We start from the raw sequence: 23,992 nt of genomic DNA on the forward strand, positions 1-23,992 counted from the left end.
GAGCTTGATCACCTAAGTCGCGCGCCCCTGCGGCCGCGTGCCGGCGTAGACCACGAGCGCCTGAAGCACCAGATCCATGCCTCGTTCAAGATCTTTCCCATAGTCGTCGATTCTCGTCTCGTCAGTCTTGGTGTCACTGTCGAACTTGGCATCTACGCCTTGCGCCTCGCGCGACTCCATCTGAACGCGCGCGTCGCCGGTCTCCAACCCTTGGAGCTTGCCCCAGAACGCGTCAGCCTCGACATCGAGTATTTGTGAGTGATAGGCGGCATATTCCTCGGTTGCCCGCCTTGCCTTCATTTCCCGCATCTTGGCCCGAACTTCATCCAGGTCACGGCCGGGGTTCGAGAACTTGACGATGCGGCGTAGCAACTTGACGTTCGGGTGTTGCTCGATCCATTCCTGAACTGTGTGCTGGGAGACCACGGGGTCACACTCCCAGTCCGCAGGCAGGAGGCCGAGATTCTGGGCCGCTGCCGACAGCACCTCACCGAGGGCCGGCCGGAAGCTGGCTGGCTGGATCCGTTGGGTCGTAGCGAAGGCCACCCAGCGGTTGTGCTCCCTTAAGTCAACTGCGAAAGGGACGACTGTGTCCTGCGACGCTGCATCGGAGTCTTCGGTGGCACCTTTGATCCATGACCAACTCCCAAGATCGAAGTACCGCTTTTGATCAACGACTGAGTAGCCAAGGATGCCGGTCATGAAGTCGTCACCCATCGCGAGGCGCATGTCAGCGGCATACCAGGCGCGAGCCGGACGCTCAGGCGTCGCTGGCACCACGAACGTCGTTTGCCGGCTCTCGGCAAGGGCCCGCATGTCCACCGCGAAGGGGCGCATGCCGAGCGTGTTGTTACGACGATTGATCCTGGCAAAAACTACCCGGCGCTGCTTGGTCACAGAGATTCACCATCCAGGAGTAGGAAGATCTCCTAATCTGAACAATCTACGGAGCTAGACAGACTCCTGCGATCTCAGAGAGTGTCCAAGATGCGACAGATACTCTCAACTCTCGTCAGGCTGGCGTGTTAGCCCTTGCCGAGCTAGGCCACCCACGAACACCTAGTGATCATTTCCTTCGCTTGGAAAGGACGGATGTCGGGCATAGACACACAAGACGCTGCAAAACATCGGCAACAAGTCAGCAGCGACGTCGATCCCGGAAGTGTCCAATTAACGGATAGGCAGTTTTTAAAAGGTATAAGAAGGTCCGTCTCGGTTCCGGGCTGACGCAGTGTTGCTGCAATGTCTAGTCCCAGTTGATGCTTGACGGATCCGTCCCACCTGATCCTTGACAGGTGATCTAGATCTTCGGGTCGACCTTGCGGGGTCGTTGAGTTGCACGGCTGTCACCTGCCGAGCAGGCGGTCGGTGTGGTCGGTGGTCATGAGCATGACCGGACCGGCTCCCCGTGCTGGGAACCACGTGTCAGGGTTGGCGAGGGCTGCGTCGATCTCGCTGTCAGTCATGTGCGGGGCGTTGGCCCAGTCGGTATGGCGGGCCGTGTCAATGAGCGCGATGAGGTCTTGCTGGACCATGTCCTTGACGATGGCAGCGAACCGGGGGACGAGTGGGCGGATGGCGTCTTCGTCGCTGCTGATCATCCAGACCGCACCGCCATGCTCAGCGTGGCCGAGGTAGTCACCGATCACGTTGTTCAGCCACGCCTCTTCGAGCGCGTTCTGCAAGATCACGCGCTCTTCGAGGCCCAGGTCGTTCCAGATGCTCATGAGTTGATCATCCCCGTGTGCCGCCGTCTCGATATTCCCTGGCTACCTGCGTGGTCACCATTGCGGATGCGGGGTCGTTGGGCTTTGGTTTGGATGACGGGGTCGGTGGTGGTGCGGCGGATGGTCCGGGTGCCGTCGTCGCAGTGGATGGCTAGTTCGGTGTCGGTGACGTCGATCGTGATGGTCTTGCGGGCGTGGATCCGGCCGAGGGCGATCTTCTGGCCGACGACCATGATGGTGCCGCTGTTGGAGGCGCGGCGTTGGACCCGGACCGGGTCGGTGCGGGGTTGTGGTGGCGGGCCGGCGGGGCGGGCGCTGCGCAGTCGGGCGACCTCGGCCGGGGTGAACGGGTTGGGCCGGGTGCGCAGCAGCTCGCGGGTTTCTGGGTCGAAGAACGACAGGGTGTGTTCGTCCACGCGGACACCGACACGGCGGCCGGCGAGGATCTCCGCGGCCAGGACCATGTGCTGCCCCAAGGACACGCAGCCGCTGCTGCCGACGGTCCGGTCGACCTCGACCGGACCCGGTGTCTGACCTGCCGGAGCCGGCGGCAGCGGTGGCGGCCCTGCGCGCCGGCCACCATCACGCAGGAGAGCGGCCAAATCGGTGACGGACAGGTGCGACCGGCAGGACTTGAGCCTGGTGCCGGCGATCATCAGGTGGACGACGTCGGTGTCGGCCCAGAACGTGACCGTGACCCCGGAGCGGGCCGGACCGAGCCAGAACTGTTTGCCGCTGACCTGCATGTTCCCGCTGGGCGGCACGACTCGGTCGAACTCGACCGCCTCACCAACCCACCCAGACCCGACCGGCACGGGTGGTGGTACCACCGGAGCGGGGTCAGCCGGCGCGAGGCCGACAGGCGCCACCGGCGGCGGCAGGTGCGGATCCGCGACCGTGGCCGCGAGGGTGTTGGGTAGTTTCAGCGGCACCAGCCGCTGCCCCTCACCACCGATCGCCGGGGTGAACCGGTCGGCGGGAAACGCCATGTCCAGGGACTGGTGCGGTCGGCGGGTGTTGTACTCGTCCCGGAAGACGTCGATCGCGGCCTGCGCCGCCTCCAAGTCCGTGAACAGGCCCGCCTCGTCGAGCAGTTCCCGCCGCAGCGTCTGATGGAACCGCTCCACCTTGCCCGTCGTGGTCGGAGACGCCGGCTGGGTCAACCGGTGCACGATCCCGTTCTCCCGACAGATCCGGTCGAACAACACCTCACCGCCCTTGCCGAACCGGTCGGTGAACTGCTTCCCGTTATCCGTCAACATCTCCTGCGGCACCCCGAACTCGGCCATCCCCCGGGCGAACGCCTCACACACCGCCCTGCCCGTGGCCCGCCGCACCACCCTGGCGATCACGCAATACCGGGAATGGTCGTCCACCCCGGTCACCACCTTCGCCTCCGACCCGTCGGCCAGCATGGCCCCACCGACGATGTCCATCTGCCACAACTCCATCGGCGCGGCCCGCTGCCACCGCCGATAGTCCTTACGCCCCCGCCGCCGCTTCACCGGCTCGACCAACCCATGCCGCGCCAGAATCCGGTACACGCTCATCCGCGACGGCACGGCCGGGCAACCAGCCCGCCCCAACTCGAACACGATCCGCCGCGCACCCCACCGCGGATGCGCCCGCCGCAACTCACACACCGCCGCCTGCACCTCCGGCGACGCCTGATGCGGACACGACTCCGGCCGCCGCGACCGGTCCTCCAACCCCGCGAGCCCCTCCTCGGCATACCGACCCAACCAGGCATGCACGCTCTGCCGCGACACCCGAAACCGCGCCGCGACCTCCGTCACCCGATCCCCAGCCAGCACGGCCAAAACCGCCTGATACCGCTGCTCCACCACGGACAACCCCACCAGCGCCAATCCCGGCCCCCTGACCACGCGATGCCCGCAAACAACACGTGATCAACGAACCAACTAAGGATCATGTCAAGCATCAGGTGGGACGCAGATGTAAAGCATCTACCGGGACACGACAGCAGTGTTGCTGCAACTACTGCCGAAACGATCTCTTCTGGATCAAGGCGCCGCGCAAGCGCGGCGCGCCAGCCGGCCTCGCGCTGGCCTGCTGGCGGCCTCCGGCCGGCATCGGCCGCGCGGTCCGTCTGGCGACAGCTCGCAGGTCCTCAGGGAGTACTGGAATCGCCGAGACGGGGTCCACCCTGGCTCACGGCGATTGCGCACAGCCAGCCGAGCCGTTCAAGCTGGCTCCATGCGATACCTCGATCCAGCCGCACCCGTGATGGCCCTATCCTGGATGACCCCCATCGAGCAGTACTTGGGGCGAGTGCGCCGGAACGGAAAGTGGCGTATCCGGTGGGTCAGAGTCGACCCGCTGCCGGTGTCGGGGATCCTGGTCTCGGTTCACGAGGCGGATCTCGCGGGCGAAGCCGAAGGACTCGACTCCACCAACCATCCGGAGTTGGACCCGGACTGGACACTGCCGGAAGCGATCACGATACGGAGCGAGCTTGATGCGCCCTCCGGCCGGTCGCCTGGCAGCATCGAAGCCGCCGCAGTGCTCCGGGCTGAGGACGAGACCGGCGCTCGACGTGACCGGTGGGTTAGCGCCTCCGTAGACGGCTGGAATGAGTTGCGGCGGCTTCGCGGCGATGCGGATCCCTACAGGGTTGTTCCTTGACGCCGTGACGATCGCGTGGGTGGCCGCTCGCCGTCGAGTGCCGGGCGATCGGCTGCCGCGCCGCTCCGCGGCTTGCCACCGGAGTACATGGTCCAGGAGCACGGTGAGCCGGCGCCACGGCAAGCCGCCCCGACCCGAGAGCCAGGGCGGAAAGCCGTACGACGCCGGCCAACCGCGCCACTGGGCCGGGCCATTCACGGGCCAGTAACCGGTGCCGTAGACGGTCGCCAGCGGGCACGAGCGGTCACCACGACACCGCCGACGACCAGGCACAACGGGTAGATCGGGTCGGCGGATAACGATCTTCCAAACTGACGGTGCGGGTTCGATTCCCGTCGCCCGCTCCACGAACTCCGGCCCAGGTCAGCGACGTGATCGCCCCCGTACCGGTCTGACCGCGCCGGCAGCAGTTGCGGCACGTACCGGTCCTCGGCGAACGCCGTCGCCAGTCCACACGTCGCCATCGTCGACGCCCACCGGGGCCGACACACCCACAGCCGACCGCCAGCGGCCCAGGCACCCGGCAGCGACCGCGAGGACGACGGCGCACAGGACCGAGCCCGGCACCCGCCACCCCGGCAGCCGCACATTCATCGGCGCAACCGGGACCTTCTCCCCCGGAATGACGTTGACCAACGGCACCAGCGGCCACCGCCCCAGCGTGCGGGCCAACGATCATGGAGGTTTGACCTGGCGGCACGGGGTCGGCGCGACGTGGCGGCGACCAGGAATGCGCCGTCAGGCGGAACGGTGTGTGCTTCGCTCAGGAGCAGGAAGTCCGGCGAGGTCCGTCGGGCGCTCCTGCGAGGCGTCCGCTCCCCAACTGGCCAGCAGGCGCAGGGCCTCCTGCGAGGGTGAGCCGGGCTCGGCGTGATAGGTCGTCAGCGACTGTTCCTGATCGCCGGGGAGCGCGAGGGTTTCGTAGCGCAGCGTCACTTCGCCCACCAGCGGATGCGACAGGCGCACGGTACCGTGCGTCTTCTCTTTGACGTCATGAGCGGCCCACAGAAGACGGAAGTCCTCACTCTTCATGGAGAGCTCACCGATCAGCGATGCGAGCAGCGCATCGTCGGCGTTCAGGCTGGCACCCAGCCGTAGTTGTCCCACCACGTCGTACGCCTTGGACTCCCAGTCCGCGAACAGCTTCCGGGATGCGGGGTCGAGGAAGGTGATCCTGGCCCAGTTCCGCTCCTGTGGGGCGCGGGCTGCCCAGTCGCCGAAGAGGGCGGAGGCGGTCTGGTTCCACGCCAGGACGTCGGTGCGGCGGCCCCATACGTACGCCGGTATACCTTCCATCGCCGTCAGCAGCTCTCGTACCTCGGGCCGCACCTGTTGGCGGGGAGGTTCGGATTGCCGGTGGTCCCGCTTGGGCTGGGCCAAACGCAGCAGGTGGGCGTGCTCGGCGTCGGAGAGGTTGAGCACGCGGGAGATCGCGTTCAGCACTTCGCGTGAGACGTTGCGGGCGTTGCCCTGTTCGAATCGCGTGTAGTACGCCGCGGAGACTCCGGCGAGATGCGCCAGTTCCTCCCGCCGCAGACCCGGTACGCGGCGCCGCCGGCTGTAATCGGTGAGCCCTACATCGGCCGGCTTGAGGCGGGCCCTGCGCGTACGCAGAAACTCGCTCAGCTCCGCGCGCGGGTCGAGCGCCTGCTGCAGTTCCGGAGCCGATTCCGGATCGGCTGAGCGGCCGCTGCGGGCGGCGCGGCGGGATGCCATGTTCCGAGTATCGCTCGGATTCGGCAGCCCAGCCTGTCCCTGCCAGTGATAGCCACATGAGACGTAGACGAAGTGGGTGTCTGGTTGACGCCGTTCGCGCGAAGCACTCTTCGGTATGTCCCTGAGCCACGGTTTGCCAGCCGTGGCCCTGCCCCGGGCCTCCACCTCACGGCTCCTGGCCGCATCAGCCAGGTCGCCCGATGCCGTGACGGGCCACATATCGCTCCTGGAATATCACCATGACCAACACCGTCACCGTCACCGAATCCCGGACCCCGGCTTCCGCCCGGCAGAACCGAATCCCGGGCAAGGCCCTGTTTGGCCTGTTCCTGGCCGGCTTCATCAGCATCCTCACCGAATGCCTCCCAGCGGGCCTGCTGCCGGAGATGAGCCGCACGCTCGGTGCAAGCGTCTCGCTAACCGGTCAGACCGTAACAATCTACGCGCTGGCCACCGCGCTCGGCGCCATCCCCCTGGCGCGGGCAACGGCCACCTGGCCGCGCAAGCGCGTCCTGCAGCTCGCCCTGGCCGTGGTGGTCGTCACCAACGCGCTCACCGCGCTCTCCGACGACTACGCGCTGACGCTGCCGCTCCGCTTCGTCGCCGGCCTGGGGACCGGACTCATCTGGCCCCTCCTCGGTGGCTACGCCGCCCGTCTCGCACCGGCGGGGCGGCAGGGCCGTGCCATCGCCATCGCCCTGGCCGGAACCCCGATCGGTCTTGCTCTGGGTATCCCGCTGGGAACCTGGCTCAGCAGCCTCGGCGGCTGGCAGCTCGCCTTCTACGCCTCGGCTGCCGTGACCGTCGCGACCATGGCATGGGTCCTGGTGACCCTTCCAAACCTGCCGGGACAGCCGGTCGAGACACGTTTCAAGATCTCGCAGGTCCTGGTCATCCCCGGACTGCGCCCCATCCTGTTCGCGCTGGCGGCGTACATGGTCGCGCACAACATCCTCTACACGTACATCACCGACTTCCTCTCCTACGCGGGAATGGCCGGCCAGACGGGCTGGGTGCTGTTCGCGTTCGGGGTCACCTCCGTGCTCAGCGTGCTCGTGGTCGGGACGCACATCGACCATCACCTGCGCAAACTCACGGTGAGCAGTACCGCGGTGTTCGGGGCCTGCGTGCTCGTGCTGGCAGCTCTCGCGAACGCGCCGGTGCTGGTCTACGTCGCCGTCGCAGCGTGGGGCTTCGCGTTCGGCAGCTCCCCCAGCCTGTTCATCGGTGCGGCGATCAACGCCACGGGTGAAGCCGCCGACGTCGCCCAGTCCGTCGTCATCACGGTCTTCTCCGGCTCCATCGCGGCCGGCGGCCTCATCGGCGGTCTCCTGCTCTCGGGCCTGAGCACCGCGTCGATCACCTGGGCGGCGCTGATCCTCCTGATCGCCGCGGCGGTGACCGTTATCGGCGGCAAGAAGCACGCCTTCCCGCGGAACGCATGATGCGGCGCCACATCGCAACCACAGTGCCGCACGCAAAAGACCATCGCCGGGAGAACCCAGCGAACCCAATAAGGGAGATCATCAAATGAGTACCATCGACTCGGCACCGGACTCCCGTGTGCGAACCGGACGCTGCCTGTGCGGATCGGTCAGCTACCGATTCGACGTAGCGCCCGAGGTTGTCGTCCTTTGCCACTGCGAACACTGCCAGCGGAACACCGGTGCGGCATTCTCGGTGAACGTCATGGTGAAGCGCGATGCCCTGGAAATCAAGGGGACGCCCAAGTCCTACAACACCGTCGGAGTCGAGAACGGGAACCTCCGAGACAGGTATTTCTGTGGCGAGTGCGGTACCCCGATCCTCACGCTCCTTCACGAGCGGCCCGATCTCATGATCGTCAAGGCCGGCACCCTCGATGACCCCTCAGGGCTGAAGCCGTCCGTCGAGGTCTGGCGACGCCGGGCCCAGGACTGGATCGAGCCGAACCCGGACCGGGCGAGCTTCGACGGCGACGCGAAGTAACCCAGCCGCAACAAGGCATTACCGCACCCCCACCACGTCACGACGTCCTCATGGTCCAGACGTCCGGTAGGCCGTGACGATCGCGAGGGCGGCCATGCCGTTCGCGTGTCGAGCGCATCCCGGCGCCGATCCGGCGCTCCGGGCCGTGGCCACAAACTGCCACACCGGCCGCGGGAGCCGATATGCGCGGACAGACTGGCGGTCCGGGATGCGGCTGGGCGGAAGGACAGACGGCGATGGAGACGCGGCGTGTAGTGCTGACCTACGAGCCAGTGCGGTTCGAGCAGCTGGCCGACGAGATCCGCGGAATCCAGCGCGAGCTTGCCGAGATCGTCGAGGTGGCGGTATCCGAGGACGGTCTGGTCGAGGCAAAGGTCGACGCGCGCGGCGACCTGCTGGAACTGAGGCTCGACCCGCGGATCTACCGCGACGCCGACGCGATGGCCCTGGCCCGGGTGGTCACCCAGACCTACCGTGCGGCGCGGGCCCTGGCCGACAAGCGAGCGTTCGAGCTGACCACGCGGCAGCTGGAGCTGCCCAGCGTCACGTCAGGCCGTTGACTCAGCCGATGCCGTAGGAGGCCGCAGGCCGAGACCGAAGGGGCAGGGTGTTGACGGGCGAACAGGATGGGGTGCACATGGACACCAGTGCCACCACGTCGGCGATGACCGGTGTCGGTGACGCGGGCGGCCGGTTCCAGTCCGGGTGGTCGGCGGCGGTCGCGAGCGGGACCGCCGGTATCGGACAGGGCCCGATGGGGGCCAGGTTCCTGGCCGAGTTCGCGCCGGCCGAACAACGGCTGAACGAGGAGGCCGCCAGGATCGCGCGCGGCGTTCGGGAGCTGGCGGAGGCGGGCCATCTCGCCGTGCGGGGCTACCTGGCGGCGGACGCCCGCGGCGGCGAAGCGTTCCGCCGGGGGTGATCGCGGATGGCCGTCGCCGAACCGAACAACGAGCTGTGGACCGCGGTCAAGGCAATCTCGAACCCGTGGCCTCCGGACAACGAAGACCAGGTGAAGAAGCTCGCGGGCGACTGGCGCAGAGCCGCTCAGACGGCCCAGCTCGGCGGTACGGAGCTCAACGAGTCCCGGCGCGCCGCTCAGCAGGCGTGGCAGGACCAGGCCGGGCAGCTGATGGGCGAGAAGATCGGCAACGGCGCCGTGGCGCTGGAGAGCCAGCGGCGGAATGCGGAACAGCAGGCCGGGAGGGCCGACCAGTACGCGAAAGCCTTGACGGACGTCAAGAACGCCATCGTGCACAACATCAACCTCAACCTGCCGACCTATCTCCAACTCGGCAACCCGATGTACGGCGCGGCTGGCGCGGCCAGGCAGCAGCAGTTCGCCGCGGACGTCGCGGCAAAGCTCCAGGCGCTGGTCGCCGGGCAGGCGGTGAATGCGCAAGCGCCGCCGGCCGCGAATCCGCCACCGCCACCGCCGAAGAACGAGGGCTTGCTGGAGAAGGCGGGCGACGTGGCCGGCGCCGTCTCCGCCGTGGCGGGCAGGTTGGCACTCATCCCCGGACTGCAGGTGTTCGCGGCACCGATCGCGCTGCTGAGCGGGGGTGCCGCCCTGGGCCTCCATCTCGCGGACATGGTCGCCACCGGTGAGTACGGGGACAAGTGGGTCGACGTCCTTGGCGACGTCGTTGGTTTGTTCCCGGGCGCGCGAGCGATGCGGGAAGTCATGGAGACCGGCGCGATCGTGGTACAAGGAAAGGACGTGGTCGGCTCCGCCCTCGACATCGGGCTTCAGGTTCCGAGCGTCAAGGACATCATGGGCGCGGGCGATGAGATCAACGAGCAGAACAAGGACATGGCCACCGCGACCGGACTGGGGAAGAACGTGGCGGTGGAGGTGCTCGAAAGAGTTTCGAGATGACCGGATCGACGAGTGACGGTACCGCCTGATGGCCGAGGGCGCGGTAGACGGCCGTCGTGTCCGGACCTGCGGCGCGTACGATCTGGCCCGGTGCTGACTGTCCATCCCCTGCGGCGACCGTCTACCGGTAACCGAAGCGGCGGGGATGCCGCACTCTGGCCGGCGGCGAGGCAGGAACCCGCAACGGCAGAAACCCGCGACGGCCGAGGCCGGCGGCTCGCCGGGGCCCACCGCCGGGCGGCCGTGGGCCCCGAGCACGGTCACGGGCTGGTACAGGTGATGCCGCTCGGCGGGGTGGCGCCGTTGCCGGTGGCGGTGAAGCCGAAGGTGGTCGAGGCGTTCGCGCCGAGGGTGCCGTTGTAGGGGGCGTTCTTCACGGTGACGTTGCCGGTGGTACCGGTGTTGGTGCCGTTCCAGACGCTGCTGATGGCCTGGCCGCTGGCCAGGGTCAGCCCCACGGTCCAGCCGGTGAGGGTGGTGGGCCCGTTGTTGGCCACGGTCACCTCACCCTGGAAGCCGCCGGGCCAGGTGTTGACCGCCCGGTAGGTGGCGGTGCAGGCGCCGGGCGCGCCGGTCGGCGGGGCCGTGGTCGGCGGCGCGCTGGTCGGCGGCGCCGAGGTGGGTGGTGCCGAGGTCGGCGGCGCGCTCGTCGGCGGGGTGGTCGGCTGGAACTGGCTGAAGAACCGCCAGATCTCGCCGGAGGTCCAGGTCCGGGAGTCGTTGGGGGTACCGGACCCGTCCACCGGGCTCGGGGTGTGGTCTCCGTCGAAGGCGGCCCACTGGACCGGGTATCCGGCGCGGCAACCCGAGTAGAGGGTGGTGATGTGCGTGAGGCTGCCCTGGCCCGGCTCGCGCGGGCTCTGCGCCGTGCAGCCGTTGTTCCGGACGAACGTGTCGCGCAGTGTCCGTCCCTGGGAGATGTTCAGGACGCTGTCGTGGGTGCCGTGGATTCCGAAGTACGCCACGGGTTGGGTGCCGCCGTTGCAGCCGCTGAGGTTGGCACCGGAGAGGACGGTGACCGCGCGCACCACGGTCGGTCGGGCGCAGGCGACCGCGTAGCTCATCGCGCCGCCGTAGCTCCAGCCCAGGGCGAAGCGCTGGCTGGTCTCGACGCACAGATCGTTCTCGACCTGCCGCTGGATGTCGTCGAAGAGGGTCAGGTCCCGGCCGTTGGGATTGGCCCAGCCCGCGTCGATGCCCTGCGGCGCGATGAAGATCGTGCTGTTGCTCGACAGCGGCAGGAGCCCGTAGTAGCCGGCCGAGGCGACGTTGCTGGCCGAGCCGTTCAACCAGTGGAAGGCGAAGATCAGTCGGTACGGGTGATTCCGGTCGTAGTTGTCGGGGATCCTGAGGATGTAGGTCCGGTTCTGGCCGCCGCTCGATATGGATCGCGTGCCGCTGGTCAGGGTTGGCGCCCGGCCGCATCCAGCGGTCGTCGCGAGGGTGCCGCTGGTCCCGGCCACCGCGGTGCCATCGAGGCCGCCACTCAGCACCCCGGCCGTAGCCGTGGCCGTGACGAGCAGGGCCGCGGTCGTGATAGCGGCGAAGAGGTGTTTGTATCTCGACATCCCGGACTCCTTTCTGTCTCGCCCAGTGGGCCGACACGGGCCACGCGGGTCCGGCCAGCGCCTGTCAATGTTCACCATAACATTGACTATGCTCGATTGATTGCCGGCAAGTCCGTCCAGCCCGTCCAGTCTCGGGGGACGGCCGCCCCCAGCGCGGGGCACCGCGAGAGATCTGGCTGGTGTTCCGGTTCGGCTCCGCGCTCTCGCGTGGCGACCATCCCCATGGGGCGATGAGTGAAGACCGGCATCCGCACCGAACTGTGCTGCGTTAGCGATAACATCGGCCAATATCAACGCGCGCCGCCGCACTCGACGGTGCGGCGTTCAGGTCACGAGCGCGGCCGGGAAACGCGGCGCGGCCCGGACCGGACCGGAGGCAGGGGCGTTCGGGGCCGACGGGCCGGTCGGACAATGGAAGCATGGACACCGTCGCGGAGTTGACCATCGTCCGTCACGGGCAGAGTACGGCGAACGCGGCCTTCGCCGACGCACAGGCCCGTGGGCTCGCCGACCACGGCGTCACCGGGCGCGACGCCGACATCGAGCTGTCACCGCTGGGCTGGCAGCAGGCCACTCACCTCGGCCGGTGGCTCGCCACCCGGCCCGCGGGTCAACGTCCCGACCACATCGTCTGCTCCCCCTACGTGCGGGCCCGGCAGACCTGGACCCGGGTCGCGGAGACCGCCGCCGCGCAGGGCGTCAGCTATCCGGAGGCCCGCGTCGACGACCGGCTCTGCGACCGGCTCATGGGTGACCTGGAGCTGATGACCCCCGCCATGATCGCCCAACGGTTTCCCGCCGAGGCGGCTCGCCTCGCCGCCGACGGCCCCTACGCCTACCTGCCGCCCGGCGGCGAGACGTTCGACGACGTCGCCGCCCGGGTACGCGCCGTGCTGGCCGACCTGAACGCCCACCATCCCGGCGAGCGGGTGCTGATCGTGGCGCACGACGCGGTCGTGGTCACCGTACGGCACATCCTCGACGGGCTGCCGTTCACCGACCTCGACGCGATCCTCGCGGCCACCCCGATCGCGAACACCTCGCTCACCCGCTACGTCCACGCCAACGGCCGCCTCGACCTGGTCGAGTTCGCCGTCACCCCGCACCTGACCGGCGCGGACGTGCCCGCCCACCCCGGCCGATAGCCCGCTTGCCCCACGTTCTCCGGGGCCCGTCCCCGGGCGCCAGGCGGCGGCACCCAGAGGGCCGTCATGCTCCGCTGTCGCGAGTTCCACGGGCGCGTGCCCGGTAGGCGGCCACGTTCGTTCGATTGCCGCACGACTCGTAGGAGTGCCAGCGCTGGGTACGGCTGCGGGTCGTGTCGTAGAAGACGTGCGAGCACATCTCGTTAGCGCAGATGCGCACCCGTGACCAGGTGTTGTCCCGGACGAGTTCGGCGACGGTGAGCACGATCCGGCCGACGAGGGGATCTCCGGTGACCTGCCGCAGTCGCGGTTGCCCGTCCGGCGCGAAGGTCTGTTGGAAGGTGAGGTCGCTGGCGTGTTGCGTCAGCGCCGTCCACGATTGGGCGGTTTGCCCCGAGCTGCCGGCCGCCAGCACCGCCATGAGGTCGTCGCGCACGGCACGGACCCGCTCGACCCGGGCCGGGGTCAGCGTCTCCCGCACGTCGGGGTCGAACGGGGCGAGGATTGCGCCCGCCTGCCCGGTGTCGTCCAGGGTGTCCGGCAGTGTCGGCGTCGCGTGCGGCCGGGAGTTGAGCAGGTCCACGATCGCCGCGGCCGACGCGGGGATCCGCAGGTCGGCCGCGCTCGGGCGCTCGTACGTGGCCATGGACCACACGGTACCGCGACATGGCCTAACTAACAAAGACCTTTACACATCCCCGATCGCGCGCTACAACCGTAATGGTCATAGCTTGATAGCCGATTACGGGACCTGTGCCAGAAGGAGCTCCCCATGAGCCAGCTCATCCTCACCAAGGTCGGTGGCGACCTGAACGAGACCGTCACGCTCGCCCGCGATCCCGATCCCACCCTCGGCGCCGGGGACCTGCTCGTCGCGATCGAGGCCGCCCCTGTCAACCCCGCCGACCTGCTCTTCACCGCCGGCTGGTTCAGCGTTCAGCCGCAGGTCCCCGCGCAGCTCGGCGCCGAGGGTGTCGGCCGCGTGCTGCGGGCCGGGCCGCAGGCGGACCAGTCCCTGGTGGGGCGGCGGGTACTCATCCTGCCGACCTTCGTCCGGGGCACCTGGGCGGAGCGGACGGTCGTGGCCGCCCGCGACGTCGTACCGATCTCGGAGCACGCCGACGCGCTGCAGCTCGCCATGCTCCCGGTCAATCCGGCGACCGCGTACGGCCTGCTGCACGACTACGCCGAGCTCAAGCCCGGCGACTGGATCGGCCTGACCCTGGCCAACTCGGCCGTCGGCCAGCACGTCATCACCCTCGCCAAGCGGGCGGGGCTGCACGTCCTGGCCGTGGTGCGCCGGGAGGACGCCGCCGAACAGGTGCGCGAGCACGGTGCCGACGTCGTCGTGCTCGACGGCGAGGGCCTGGGCGACCGGGCCGCCGCCGCGCTCGACGATCGCCGGCTACGGCTTCTCCTGGACGGTACCGGCGGCCCCCAGCACGTCGGCGAGTTGGTGCGTCTGGTCGAGGACGGCGGCAGTGTCGTGACGTTCGGCGCGATCACCGGGCAGGCCCCGGTCCTCCCGCTCGGTGACTTCATCTACCGCTCGATCTCGCTGCGCAGTTTCTTCATCCTCTCCTGGATCCGCGATACCCCGCGTGAGCGGCTGACCCGGATCTACGCTGAGCTCGCCGAGTTGGTCGAGCAGGGCGTGCTGAAGGCGAAGGTGGAGGCGACGTACCCGCTGGAGCGGTTCGCCGAGGCCCTGGCCCACGCGGGCCGCGAGCGGCGCTCGGGCAAGATCCTGTTCACCCCCGGGCAGGCTGCGTGACGCCGCGACCAACCGGGCCGGACCGAGCCCATGGCCATCGCACACGAGAAGGGGTAAGGCGTTGACGACCTCGTCGAGCACACCGATCCGGCCGCGAACCCGGCTCGTCGACGGCGTGCCGGTCCGCTACGCCGAGAGCGAGGAGCGGGGCGATTCCGCGCTCCTGCTGAGCCCGTGGCCGGAGAGCCTGTACGCCTTCGAGCCGACCTGGTCCCGGCTCGCCGAACGTACCCATCTGGTCGCGATCGACCTTCCGGGTTTCGGCCGGTCCGGACGCCGCGACGCGTGGTTGACCCCGCGGGCGATGGGCGACTTCGTCGTCCGCGTCGCCGACGAGTTCGGGCTCGACCGCCCGCACGTCGTCGGGCCCGACATCGGCACCTCGGCCTCGCTCTTCGCCGCGGCGACGCATCCGGGCCGGTTGCGAAGCCTCGTCGTCGGGAGCGGAGGTGCCGCCGTGCCGATCCAACTGGGCGGGGTGCTGCGGGACTGGGTGCTGGCCCCCGACGTCGAGGCGTTCCGCACCGAGGGGCGGGACGTCGTCGAGGCGGTGCTTCCACATATCGAGGGGTATGCGATCCCCGACCACGTCCGCGAGGACTACCTGTCCTCGTACGAGGGTGACCGGTTCTTCGCGTCGCTGCCCTACGTACGCAGCTATCCCGAGCAGCTACCGGTCCTCCGCGACCTGCTGCCGGAGATCCGCACGCCCGTGCAGATCATCGCCGGACGGCACGACACGGCAGTACCGCTGGTCAACGCCGAGTACCTGCACGAGCGGCTGCCGAACAGCAAACTCGACATCGTCGAGGCCGGGCACTTCACCTGGGAGTCCGCACCGGACGACTACGCCGCCATCGTCACCGCCTGGTGGACGGCCACGAGGTGACCGGGTCGGCGACACCGCACTGATCCCGTACGGCACCGAAACCCGTGGGCGCCGGAACCTGCTCGGTTCCGGCGCCCACGCCGGCCGTGGCGCGGGTCGGCCGCCCGGCCCCGGGCTTCCCGTACCGGTACGTCAGGCCGCGTCGGTCACGCCGTCGCGCCGGCGGGCCCGCCGGTTGACGCGGAGCGCGCGCAGGATGGTCCCCGGGGACGCCAGGTGGCTCGGATGCCGCCGCATGTGGGTAACCCCGTCGAAGCGCCGGGCGATCACCGGGTCGACCACGGAGGCGGTCAGGATCTGATTGCCGATCCAGGAGGAGAGGCGGTAGCCGCGCGGGTAGGGACCGGGTACCGACGGCCGGGCCAGGTCGGCGGAGGTGGACATGCCCCAGGCGGCGTCCACGACGACCTTCTGCAGGGCGAAGAACTCGCGGGCCGGGCGGGCCAGGTCGGGCCGGGAGCCCAGGTACCTGGCGAGGCAGGAGGCGTGCAGGGTGGCCGAGGTCATCCCCTGGCCGTAGATGGGGTTGAACGACGAGACCGCGTCGCCGACGCTGACGAGCCGGGCCGGGAACCGGGTCAGCGCGGTGAAGTCCCGGCGCCGGCTGTCGGCCTGCCGGTAGGTCTTGACCTCGCCCAGCAACTCGCTCCCGGCCACCCGCTCGAACTCCGGCGTGAAGTCCTCCCGCAACCGGCGCAGGAATTCCTCGCTGCTGCGGCCGGGCCTGACCTCGCCGTACGCGCCGATCATCGCCATCCACCGGTCGCCCTCGACCGCGGTGAACATCGCACCGCCGATGTCCCCGGAGACCTTCGCCGTGGAGGTGGCGAGCACCGTGGCGATCTCCGGGCGGCTCTCGGCGCGCCGGAACATCGCCGTCGCGTAGTTGACGTTGATGATCATCCGGGTCATCGGCGGTCGCTCCCAGCCGCCCTGCTCCAGCCAGTCGCCGAGCCGGCTGGACCGGCCCATCGCGTCCGCCACGAAGTCGGCGGGCTCGGCGCCGGGACCGTCCGCGGACTCGTACCGCACCGACGTGACGGCGTCGTCGCCGAAGTCGAGGCCGGTGACCCGGCCCGTGACCACCTTGACGTTGGGCAGCGCCAGCGTGCGCTCGCGGATGAGGCTCTCCAGGAACGGCCGGCTCGCGGAGAGAATGTCCACGTCCGAGCCCCGGACCTTGCGCCGCCCGTCCAGGTACGAGCGGCGTACGTCCGGCGAGACGACGTACACGCCCCGGGCGATGGCCTGCTCGGAGAAGCCCGGATACCAGCGGTCGAGCTGGATCAGGCCGCCGGGCAGCAGCGCGTGTATCTGGGACCCCTGTGGTACACCGGCACGCGCCTCAGCGGTCGCGCCCAGGTCGTCCCGATCGATGATCACCACGCTCTCGGCGTGGTCTGCCAGCACCCTGGCCGCCAGCAGGCCGGCGACGCTACCGCCGAGCACGACGGCCCGGTCGAGGACGACGGCCGGTTTCGTACGGTCCTCGGCAGCACCGATGCTGTCGAAGATGGCCGCGGCTGATCGTGGCACGCCAACCTCCCGAGGCTCGCCCCGTGTGCATTGGAGCACAGCATGCGAGCCTCGAACGATCGACGCATCGGCACGGTTCGCTGATGTGACCCCCGTCGCGCGGCGGAGATCGCACCCTTTCGCCGCGGAGATCGCACCGTCGCGCCCCGGAGATCGCACCGCCTCGCCGTGGAGATCGCACCGCCTCGCGGCTGGATCAGCCCGAGCCGAGCCGCTTCCGGCCGCGCCCGACCTTCCGGCCGTTCCGTACGTTGATCTTCACGGCCTTGATGCCCCGGGTCGCCCGGCCCACGCTGCGCGTGGCGTGCCTACCGCCCCGCTCGATCTTGAGCGGTCGCTTGCGACCCGCCTTCCTCGCCTTGCGCCCGAGCAGGACCCCGACCTGGGCGGCGAACTCCTCGGCCCGCTGGGCGAACGACACCCGTCGCCGCTTCGTACGGTTCCGTACCCGCCTGAGTCGCTCACTGATGCCGCGCGTCTGAGATCTCCGAACCATCGTCACCACTCCCCCGAGCCACCGAGACCCCCGAGTCACCGAGACCCCGAGTCACCGAGATCCCCGTCTTCCCGCAACCGGGCGGCTCAGTCGTCCAGAACCGCCAGATCGAGCTTCCGCAGCCGCTCGGGGTCGGCGAGCACGTCGATGGCGACGATCCTCCCGGCGGTGACCGTGAAGCCCATGACGGAGATCGGCCGCCCCTGAGCCACGACGACCACTCCGGCGAGCCCGTTGACCAGCACCGGACGGGCGAACGGGGCGAGCCGCCCGAAGGTGGCCGCCCGCTCCGCCACCGTCCGCGCGCCCCTGATCGTGACGGTCTGGTGGGCGAGGGTGGCGCCGCCGTCGGAGCGCAGTACCACGTCGGGGTCGAGCACGGCGACGAGCGCCTGGAGATCGCCGTCGCGGGTCGCGGCGAAGAACGCGTCGACGACCTCGCGCTGCCGGGCGCGGTCCGGGTCGGGCGTCGGTGCCTGGTCCCGTACCCGCCGGCGGGCGCGGCTGGCCAGTTGCCGGGTCGCCGCCGGCGAGCGGTCGACCAGCGGGGCGATCTCCTCGAACGGTATGGCGAACATGTCGTGCAGCACGAACGCGAGCCGCTCGGCGGGCGCCAGCGAGTCGAGCACCACCAGCAGCGCCAGCCCGACCGAGTTGGCCAGCAGCGCCTCGTACTCGGGATCGGTGCCCGACTCGCGGCTGACGACCGGTTCCGGTATCCCTACGTCGAGCGGGTCCTCGCGGCGCCGCTCCCGCGAGCGCAGCATGTTCAGGCAGACGCGTCCCACCAGGGTGGTCAGCCACGCGCCGAGATTCTCGATCTCGCCGATGTCGACGCGGCTGGCCCGCAGCCACGCCTCCTGGATGGCGTCGTCGGCCTCGCTCACCGAGCCGAGTATCCGGTACGCCACCGCCCGCAGGCGGCTCCGGTGCTCCTCGAACCGCTCCGCCAGCCGCTCGCGCTCGTCCACGCCGCACCCCCGCGGAGCCGTTCGACCGTACGGGCGAGAGGGTAACCGGCACCATCGCGCCGCCTCGGGCCCCACCTCGACCGACGTGAATTGGTCACTTCCGTCGTATTTGACGCGTCAAATACCCGGAGTATTCTTGACTCGTCAAGGACCTGGGGCAACGAGAGGGACAACCATGACCGACGCCGTTCCGCCGCGGCTGCCGCGGATCGCCGTACTCGGTGCGGGGCACACCGGCCCGGTGATCACGCGGGTCGCGCTCGCGGCCGGCTACGCCGTCTCCGTCGCGGCCTCCGGCGACCCGCAACGGATCGCGCTGATCACCCAGGTGCTGGCACCCGGCGCCGAGCCGCGCTGGGCGGCCGAGGCCGTCGCCGACGCCGACGTGGTGGTGCTCGCGATCCCGCTGCACCGGTTCGCCGCGCTCGACCCCGACCTGCTGGCCGGGAAGCTCGTGGTCGACACCATGAACTACTGGCCGCCCGTCGACGGCGTCCAGGAGCTCTTCGAGGACCGCGGGTACGGCAGCAGCGAGATCGTCCAGCGCCGGCTGGCGCGTTCGACGGTGGTCAAGACGCTCAACCACATCGGGTACCACGAGTTGGAGGCCGAGCGCCGCCCCGCGGGCGCGCCGGACCGCCGCGCGCTCGGCGTCGCCGGGGACGACCCCGAGGCGGTACGCACCGTGGCCGAGTTCATCGAGCGCATCGGCTACGACGCCGTCCGGTTGGCGAGCCTGGCCGCCGGACGGCTCCTCGAACCCGGTGGCCCGGTCTTCGGGGCGTCGCTGCGCCGCGCCGAGTTCGAGCGGGCCCTGGCGTCCACCCCCTAACCCCGGGCCGATCGCCCGCCACCAGGCCCGCCATCCCCGCGGTCCGCGCCGGCGGTCCGCGCCGCCGACCGCGTATCCCACGACGGCAACGGCACCGCCCCGATCCCCTCCCGCCCCGACCCCGTCGACGACGACGGCACGGCCCAGATCACCGGCGACAACGGCACCGCCCCGACCAGAACAGGAAGATCGACGTGAGCACCGCACCCGTACCATCCGCCCCGGCGACGACGGAGTTTCCGCTCGTCCTCGGGCTCGACACCTTCGGCGACGTGACCCAGGACGCGCAGGGCCGCCCGCTCTCGCACGCCCAGACGATCCGCGACGTCGTCGAGGAGGGCGTCCTCGCCGACCAGGTCGGCGTGGACTTCTTCGGCATCGGCGAGCACCACACCGACGACTTCCCGCTCTCGGCCGCGGACGTGGTGCTCGGCGCGATCGCCGCCCGTACCGACCGGATCCGCCTCGGCTCGGCGGTCACGGTGCTGAGCTCCGACGACCCCGTACGGGTCTTCCAGCGGTACTCCACGCTGGACGCGATCTCCGGCGGGCGGGCCGAGGTGATCCTCGGGCGGGGGTCGAGCATCGACTCGTTCCCGCTCTTCGGCTACGACCTCGCCGACTACGAGCGGCTCTTCGAGGAGAAGGTGCAGCTCTTCGCCGAGCTGCGCAGGGGCGGGCCGGTCACCTGGACGGGCGGGACCCGCGCGCCGCTGAAGGACCAGGACGTCGTACCGCACACCGAGGCCGGACCGTTCCCCGCCTGGATCGGCGTCGGCGGCAGCCCGCAGTCCGTCGTCCGCGCCGCCCGGTACGGGTACTCGCTGATGCTCGCCATCATCGGCGGCTCCCCGACCCGCTTCGTGCCCTTCTCCCAGCTCTTCCGGCGGGCGCTGGAGCAGCTCGGCCAGCCCGCCCTGCCGATCGGGGTGCACTCGCCCGGGCACGTCGCGGCCACCGACGAGCAGGCCGCGGACGAGTTCTGGCCGCGCTACCTGGAGGTCATGCGGCGCGCCGCCCGTACGCGCGGGTTCGCCGTACCGACCCGGGAGTCGTTCCGGCACGAGATCGGGGCGCACGGGGCGCTCTACGTCGGGTCGCCGGAGACGGTCGCGCGGAAGATCGCGGCGAACCTGACCGCGCTCGGCGCGACCCGCTTCGACCTGAAGTACGCCATGGGCGGACTCTCGCACGCGGCGCTGATGACCAACATCGAGCTGTACGGCACGAAGGTCATCCCCCGGGTACGCGAGCTGCTGGCGGCCTGACCCGGCCCGCCCGACCCTGGCGCCGGGCCGAGTTCGACGAAGGGGCCCTCCCGCCCGATGACTCCGGCGGGAGGGCCCCTTCGGTTCCGGTCGGACGACGACCGGCGGGTACGAGTCGAGCGGGTACGGGCCGAGGCGACGGCGGGCGTCCGCCCCGGCGTTCCGGCCCCGCTCAGGCGGTACCGAGGGCGCCGCGGAGCACGGCGACGGCCTGGTTGATGGCCGCCTCGGCGGCGTGGGTCTCGCGCAGGGCGTTGAGCATCACGAAGTCGTGGATGACGCCCTGGTAGCGCACCGCGGTGACCGGGACGCCGGCCTGGCGCAGCTTGTTCGCGTACGCCTCGCCCTCGTCGCGCAGCACGTCGGCCTCGGCGGTGATGACCAGCGCGGGCGGCAGGCCGGTGAGCTGCTCCACCGTGGCGCGCAGCGGGGAGGCGGTGATCTCCGCCCGCTGGGCCGGGTCGGTGGTGTACTGGTCCCAGAACCACCGCATGGCATCCTCGCGCAGGAAGTAACCGGTGGCGAACCGCTGGTACGAGCCGGTGTCGAAGGCCGCGTCGGTGACCGGGTAGAAGAGCACCTGCTGCCGCAGCCGCACCCCGCCGCGCTCCTTCGCCATGAGCGTCAGGGCGGCGGTCATGTTCCCGCCGACACTGTCCCCGGCCACGGCGATCCGGTCGGCGTCCAGCCCGTGCTCGGACCCGTGGGCCGCCACCCACGTCGCGACCGCGTAGTTCTCCTCGATCGCGACCGGGTACCGCGCCTCGGGCGAGAGGCTGTAGTTCGGGAAGACCACCGCCGCGCCGGTGCCGACGGCCAGTTCGCGGACGAGCCGGTCGTGGGTGTGCGCGTTGCCGAAGACCCAGCCGGCGCCGTGGATGTAGATGATCACCGGCAGCGGACCGGCGGCGCCGACCGGGCGCACGATCCGTACCGAGACCGGCCCGTTCGGCCCGCCCGGTACGTCGATCTCCTCGATCTCGACCTCGGGCTTGGCGATCTCGCCGCTCTGCACCTCATCCACGGCCTTGCGTCCCTCGACCGGCCCGAGGTCGAACAGGTACGGCGGGTTCGCGGTCGCCTCGGCGAACGCCTGCGCCGCCGGCTCGAGCACCACCGGCTGACTCGTCGACTGGCTCATGTCCCTCTCCTCTTGGTTCCCGGCCTGGTGGGCCGTCGCTCGTCGGTGGTCGCCGGACGTTCGTCGCGGCGACACCCAGAAACCTAGTAGGCGATTACCTCGTGCACAAGTTAACTTGGCAAAAGTGGCTCGGGTAACAGTTAGGATGGCACGAGTGGCCTGCGGACCGGACCGTCCGGCCCGCGCCCTCGGCCGGCGCGGACCCGTCCGCGGGCGCCCGGCCGTGCCGAGGGGCCTGGCCGGCACGGCCGCCGTCCGGCCCGCGCCGCCGGCGCGCCAGCCGTCCCGCCATCACCGATGGAGGTGCACCCACATGACCACCGACCAGGGGAAGCAGCCCGGGGGGTCGTCCGACCCGCTGTCGCTGGACGACCAGATGTGCTTCGCGCTTTACGCCGCCTCGCGCGCGGTGACCAACGCCTACCGGCCGATCCTGGAGGACCTCGGGCTCACCTACCCGCAGTACCTGGTCATGCTGGCGCTCTGGGAACGCGGCGCCTGCGCGATCAAGGACCTCGGCGTCGCCCTCCAGCTCGACTACGGCACCCTCACGCCGCTGCTCAAGCGGCTGGAGGCGGCCGGACACATCCGCCGGGAGCGGCGCAGCGACGACGAGCGCAGCGTGCACGTCACCCTCACCGACAGCGGGCGGGCCCTGCGGGACCGGGCCGAGGAGATCCCGCCGGTGATGAGCCGCCTGATGGGACTGCCCGCCGACGACTTCGACACCCTGCGCACCCTGCTGCGCCGGCTCACCGCCTCCGTCAGCGACGGTCGGGCCGAGTTGGTCGAGTCCCGCCGGCCGTCCGGCGTACGCCGCTGACGGCGCGCGACTTCCGCCCGGATCCCCGGCCGGCGATTAGATCTATTGGGCAAGCAGGGAGATTTCCACCGGAACGCTTAGCGTTTCTCCACCGGTCGACGATTCCACAATAGGTCGAACCGGCAAAATCCGTTACCTTTGAAACGATGACCGATCCCGCCCAGGATCTCGGCCCCCGTCGAACCGCGGTCATCCGTACGCCTGTTCGACATTCGGTCGATGAGCACCGAGGCGGCAACAGCGGAAGGGGAAACGTCCGTGTATATGTTGCGAGAGGATCGGTTGATCCGGGAAATCGTACGCATCGGCCTCTGCCGCGACGACTTCGTCATCGCCGGCAGCGGCCCGCTCTACGCGCGGGGCTGGATCGACGACCCGTCCGACCTCGACATCGTGGCGCGCGGGGCCGCCTGGTCGGCCGCCACCCGGCTGGTACCGCCCGCCGACGCTCCCTACTCGACGGTCCAGCGGGTGGTGCTGCGGGAGGGCCAGATCGAGATATTCGACGGCTGGTTCCCCGAACGCTGGCACGTGGACGAGCTGATCGACGGCGCGGACCTGATCCAGGGCTTCCGGTTCCTCCGGCTCGACGTCGTCTCCTGGTACAAGGCGCACCTGAACCGCGAGCGGGACCGCGAGCACCTGGCCATCATGGCGGCGCACCGGCCCGGCGGGACCGCCGGCGGGCACGACGGCCGCCCGGCCCCCGGGGTCGCGGGAGCCGGACCGTGGACGGGCGCGCCGCGGACGGGCGGCCCGCCGCCGGCGCCGCGCGCCCCGGAGCGCGAGCGCCGGGCGGACGCACCGGTCGGCACCTCCGCCCGGTGACCGACGCGACCGCCCGGGTCCCCGCCGGACGCCTCAGCCGGCCCGGGCGGACAGGCCGACGAGCTGGTTGACCAGCCCGTCGCGCAGGCCGCGCGGGAACATGACCTCGGCGGGCGGGGCGCCCATCTCCGCGGTGACCGTCGCGACCGCCTCGGTCGGCGTCGCGTACGGCCAGAGACCGGCGACGATGACGAATACCGCGCCGGCGAAGTGCGCCGCCGCGTCGGCGCTCAGCCGGGGCAGTTCGGCGCGTACGAGTCCGGCCAGCCGGTCGCTGTTCGCGGCGGCGCGGCGTTTGAAGGTACGCGCGAATTCGACGGAGATGTTGCGTTCGAGGATGCTCGCCATCGCGCTGACCAACTCGCAGAGCAATGGCCGCCGCACGAGCGAGTCGGCGATGACGGAGGCGGTACGAATCTCGCGCGCGTACGCCCCTTCGGTCCGCGATTCCCCGGACGTCCGCAGCGCGCTCTCGACCTCGTCCAGCCACTCCCGGCAGCCGGCGTCGAGCAACTCCAGAAATACCGCCTCGCGGCTGTCGAAATAGCGCAGGACGTTCGACTTCGCCAGCCCCACCCGGTCGCTCAGCTCCCGCAGGCTGATCTCGGCCACGGGCCGCTCGGCCAGCATCGACCGGGCCGCGTCGAGGATGGCGTGGCGCCGCGCGGCCACCTGCTCCGGGCGCCGCGCCCGCTGGAAGCCCGTGGGGTCGCGGTCGGCCATGGTCGAATGCTATCAGCCCACTGGACTCTTGTTAACGGACCACTGGGCTGATAACGTCGGGC

The 23,992-nt window shown here is 70.1% G+C and carries 24 protein-coding genes; 13 read left to right on the forward strand and 11 right to left on the reverse strand.

Features of this window, described 5'->3' with window-relative positions:
• Positions 1-12: 12 nt before the first annotated feature.
• From AB0J86_RS13025 to AB0J86_RS13035, 3 genes are all read right to left on the reverse strand, one after another.
• Entirely contained in the window at positions 13-897 is an 885-nt protein-coding gene (locus tag AB0J86_RS13025; protein ID WP_363856545.1) for a hypothetical protein, read from the reverse strand.
• 449 nt (positions 898-1,346) lie between these two features.
• Positions 1,347-1,727, reverse strand: coding sequence for a hypothetical protein (locus AB0J86_RS13030; RefSeq protein ID WP_363856547.1), 381 nt, complete (start codon positions 1,725-1,727; stop codon positions 1,347-1,349).
• Positions 1,724-3,589, reverse strand: coding sequence for an IS481 family transposase (locus AB0J86_RS13035; protein WP_363856809.1), 1,866 nt, complete (start codon positions 3,587-3,589; stop codon positions 1,724-1,726). Before AB0J86_RS13035 ends, AB0J86_RS13030 begins: the two co-directional genes overlap by 4 nt.
• 355 nt (positions 3,590-3,944) lie before the next feature.
• On the opposite strand from AB0J86_RS13035, the gene AB0J86_RS13040 reads away from it, so the two are divergent.
• A complete protein-coding gene (locus AB0J86_RS13040; RefSeq protein WP_363856549.1) occupies positions 3,945-4,373 on the forward strand; it encodes a hypothetical protein in 429 nt (142 codons plus the stop codon).
• A gap of 738 nt (positions 4,374-5,111) precedes the next feature.
• On the opposite strand, the gene AB0J86_RS13045 is transcribed toward AB0J86_RS13040, so the two are convergent.
• The gene (locus tag AB0J86_RS13045) at positions 5,112-6,089 is read right to left on the reverse strand and encodes a helix-turn-helix transcriptional regulator (RefSeq protein ID WP_363856551.1); all 978 of its coding nucleotides are present in this window, start codon (positions 6,087-6,089) and stop codon (positions 5,112-5,114) included.
• Positions 6,090-6,328: 239 nt separating this feature from the next.
• Here AB0J86_RS13045 and AB0J86_RS13050 point away from each other — a divergent pair, with 239 nt between their 5' ends.
• The 5 genes from AB0J86_RS13050 (at position 6,329) to AB0J86_RS13070 (ending at position 9,936) form a co-directional block, all read left to right on the forward strand.
• On the forward strand, positions 6,329-7,534 hold the full coding sequence (locus AB0J86_RS13050) for an MFS transporter (protein ID WP_363856552.1): 1,206 nt from the start codon (positions 6,329-6,331) through the stop codon (positions 7,532-7,534).
• Positions 7,535-7,619: 85 nt separating this feature from the next.
• A complete protein-coding gene (locus AB0J86_RS13055) occupies positions 7,620-8,057 on the forward strand; it encodes a GFA family protein (protein ID WP_363856554.1) in 438 nt (145 codons plus the stop codon).
• A 254-nt stretch (positions 8,058-8,311) separates the two neighbouring features.
• Positions 8,312-8,617, forward strand: coding sequence for a YbaB/EbfC family nucleoid-associated protein (locus tag AB0J86_RS13060; protein WP_363856555.1), 306 nt, complete (start codon positions 8,312-8,314; stop codon positions 8,615-8,617).
• A gap of 50 nt (positions 8,618-8,667) precedes the next feature.
• The gene (locus AB0J86_RS13065; RefSeq protein ID WP_363856557.1) at positions 8,668-8,979 is read left to right on the forward strand and encodes a hypothetical protein; all 312 of its coding nucleotides are present in this window, start codon (positions 8,668-8,670) and stop codon (positions 8,977-8,979) included.
• Positions 8,980-8,985: 6 nt separating this feature from the next.
• The gene (locus AB0J86_RS13070) at positions 8,986-9,936 is read left to right on the forward strand and encodes a hypothetical protein (protein WP_363856559.1); all 951 of its coding nucleotides are present in this window, start codon (positions 8,986-8,988) and stop codon (positions 9,934-9,936) included.
• Positions 9,937-10,196: 260 nt separating this feature from the next.
• Here AB0J86_RS13070 and AB0J86_RS13075 read toward each other — a convergent pair whose 3' ends face one another.
• Positions 10,197-11,504 (reverse strand): cellulose binding domain-containing protein, encoded by a 1,308-nt coding sequence (locus tag AB0J86_RS13075; protein WP_363856561.1) that lies wholly within the window; start codon positions 11,502-11,504, stop codon positions 10,197-10,199.
• A gap of 419 nt (positions 11,505-11,923) precedes the next feature.
• Here AB0J86_RS13075 and AB0J86_RS13080 point away from each other — a divergent pair, with 419 nt between their 5' ends.
• Positions 11,924-12,649 (forward strand): histidine phosphatase family protein, encoded by a 726-nt coding sequence (locus AB0J86_RS13080; protein WP_363856563.1) that lies wholly within the window; start codon positions 11,924-11,926, stop codon positions 12,647-12,649.
• 64 nt (positions 12,650-12,713) lie between these two features.
• Here AB0J86_RS13080 and AB0J86_RS13085 read toward each other — a convergent pair whose 3' ends face one another.
• Complete coding sequence (locus AB0J86_RS13085; protein ID WP_363856565.1) at positions 12,714-13,295, reverse strand: CGNR zinc finger domain-containing protein; 582 nt, start codon at positions 13,293-13,295, stop codon at positions 12,714-12,716.
• Between the two features lie 126 nt (positions 13,296-13,421).
• Here AB0J86_RS13085 and AB0J86_RS13090 point away from each other — a divergent pair, with 126 nt between their 5' ends.
• On the forward strand, positions 13,422-14,423 hold the full coding sequence (locus AB0J86_RS13090; RefSeq protein ID WP_363856567.1) for a zinc-dependent alcohol dehydrogenase family protein: 1,002 nt from the start codon (positions 13,422-13,424) through the stop codon (positions 14,421-14,423).
• Between the two features lie 61 nt (positions 14,424-14,484).
• On the forward strand, positions 14,485-15,312 hold the full coding sequence (locus AB0J86_RS13095; RefSeq protein WP_363856569.1) for an alpha/beta hydrolase: 828 nt from the start codon (positions 14,485-14,487) through the stop codon (positions 15,310-15,312).
• A gap of 132 nt (positions 15,313-15,444) precedes the next feature.
• On the opposite strand, the gene AB0J86_RS13100 is transcribed toward AB0J86_RS13095, so the two are convergent.
• From AB0J86_RS13100 to sigJ, 3 genes are all read right to left on the reverse strand, one after another.
• The gene (locus AB0J86_RS13100) at positions 15,445-16,848 is read right to left on the reverse strand and encodes an FAD-dependent monooxygenase (RefSeq protein WP_363856571.1); all 1,404 of its coding nucleotides are present in this window, start codon (positions 16,846-16,848) and stop codon (positions 15,445-15,447) included.
• 196 nt (positions 16,849-17,044) lie between these two features.
• Complete coding sequence (locus AB0J86_RS13105) at positions 17,045-17,269, reverse strand: hypothetical protein (protein WP_363856573.1); 225 nt, start codon at positions 17,267-17,269, stop codon at positions 17,045-17,047.
• A 161-nt stretch (positions 17,270-17,430) separates the two neighbouring features.
• Positions 17,431-18,315 carry an RNA polymerase sigma factor SigJ gene (gene sigJ, locus AB0J86_RS13110; RefSeq protein WP_363856575.1) on the reverse strand — a complete coding sequence of 295 codons (885 nt, stop codon included), beginning with the start codon at positions 18,313-18,315 and terminating at the stop codon, positions 17,431-17,433.
• 175 nt (positions 18,316-18,490) lie between these two features.
• Here sigJ and AB0J86_RS13115 point away from each other — a divergent pair, with 175 nt between their 5' ends.
• Together AB0J86_RS13115 and AB0J86_RS13120 are read left to right on the forward strand one after the other, a co-directional pair.
• Positions 18,491-19,147, forward strand: coding sequence for an NAD(P)-binding domain-containing protein (locus tag AB0J86_RS13115; RefSeq protein WP_363856577.1), 657 nt, complete (start codon positions 18,491-18,493; stop codon positions 19,145-19,147).
• Positions 19,148-19,341: 194 nt separating this feature from the next.
• Positions 19,342-20,415, forward strand: a complete 1,074-nt coding sequence (locus AB0J86_RS13120) for an LLM class flavin-dependent oxidoreductase (RefSeq protein ID WP_363856579.1) — start codon at positions 19,342-19,344, stop codon at positions 20,413-20,415.
• Positions 20,416-20,587: 172 nt separating this feature from the next.
• Here the strand turns inward: AB0J86_RS13120 and AB0J86_RS13125 are convergent, their stop codons facing one another.
• Positions 20,588-21,556, reverse strand: coding sequence for an alpha/beta hydrolase (locus tag AB0J86_RS13125; protein WP_363856581.1), 969 nt, complete (start codon positions 21,554-21,556; stop codon positions 20,588-20,590).
• Between the two features lie 313 nt (positions 21,557-21,869).
• On the opposite strand from AB0J86_RS13125, the gene AB0J86_RS13130 reads away from it, so the two are divergent.
• On the forward strand, positions 21,870-22,379 hold the full coding sequence (locus AB0J86_RS13130) for a MarR family transcriptional regulator (protein WP_363856583.1): 510 nt from the start codon (positions 21,870-21,872) through the stop codon (positions 22,377-22,379).
• A 282-nt stretch (positions 22,380-22,661) separates the two neighbouring features.
• Positions 22,662-23,207: a hypothetical protein gene (locus AB0J86_RS13135; protein ID WP_363856585.1), complete on the forward strand. Its 546-nt coding sequence runs from the start codon at positions 22,662-22,664 to the stop codon at positions 23,205-23,207.
• A gap of 33 nt (positions 23,208-23,240) precedes the next feature.
• Here the strand turns inward: AB0J86_RS13135 and AB0J86_RS13140 are convergent, their stop codons facing one another.
• Entirely contained in the window at positions 23,241-23,930 is a 690-nt protein-coding gene (locus AB0J86_RS13140) for a TetR family transcriptional regulator (RefSeq protein ID WP_363856587.1), read from the reverse strand.
• Positions 23,931-23,992 lie beyond the last annotated feature (62 nt).

The organism is Micromonospora sp. NPDC049559, assembly GCF_040676675.1.
Lineage (GTDB): Bacteria > Actinomycetota > Actinomycetes > Mycobacteriales > Micromonosporaceae > JBFAPK01.

Coding starts and splice junctions, on each gene's coding strand:
- AB0J86_RS13050 (WP_363856552.1), top strand. CDS start 6,329: ATGACCAACACCGTCACCGTCACCGAATCCCGGACCCCGGCTTCCGCC.
- AB0J86_RS13090 (WP_363856567.1), top strand. CDS start 13,422: ATGAGCCAGCTCATCCTCACCAAGGTCGGTGGCGACCTGAACGAGACC.
- AB0J86_RS13115 (WP_363856577.1), top strand. CDS start 18,491: ATGACCGACGCCGTTCCGCCGCGGCTGCCGCGGATCGCCGTACTCGGT.
- AB0J86_RS13125 (WP_363856581.1), bottom strand. CDS start 21,556: ATGAGCCAGTCGACGAGTCAGCCGGTGGTGCTCGAGCCGGCGGCGCAG.
- AB0J86_RS13075 (WP_363856561.1), bottom strand. CDS start 11,504: ATGTCGAGATACAAACACCTCTTCGCCGCTATCACGACCGCGGCCCTG.
- AB0J86_RS13070 (WP_363856559.1), top strand. CDS start 8,986: ATGGCCGTCGCCGAACCGAACAACGAGCTGTGGACCGCGGTCAAGGCA.
- AB0J86_RS13040 (WP_363856549.1), top strand. CDS start 3,945: ATGCGATACCTCGATCCAGCCGCACCCGTGATGGCCCTATCCTGGATG.
- AB0J86_RS13140 (WP_363856587.1), bottom strand. CDS start 23,930: ATGGCCGACCGCGACCCCACGGGCTTCCAGCGGGCGCGGCGCCCGGAG.
- AB0J86_RS13030 (WP_363856547.1), bottom strand. CDS start 1,727: ATGAGCATCTGGAACGACCTGGGCCTCGAAGAGCGCGTGATCTTGCAG.
- AB0J86_RS13130 (WP_363856583.1), top strand. CDS start 21,870: ATGACCACCGACCAGGGGAAGCAGCCCGGGGGGTCGTCCGACCCGCTG.
- AB0J86_RS13080 (WP_363856563.1), top strand. CDS start 11,924: ATGGACACCGTCGCGGAGTTGACCATCGTCCGTCACGGGCAGAGTACG.
- AB0J86_RS13055 (WP_363856554.1), top strand. CDS start 7,620: ATGAGTACCATCGACTCGGCACCGGACTCCCGTGTGCGAACCGGACGC.
- AB0J86_RS13085 (WP_363856565.1), bottom strand. CDS start 13,295: ATGGCCACGTACGAGCGCCCGAGCGCGGCCGACCTGCGGATCCCCGCG.
- AB0J86_RS13045 (WP_363856551.1), bottom strand. CDS start 6,089: ATGGCATCCCGCCGCGCCGCCCGCAGCGGCCGCTCAGCCGATCCGGAA.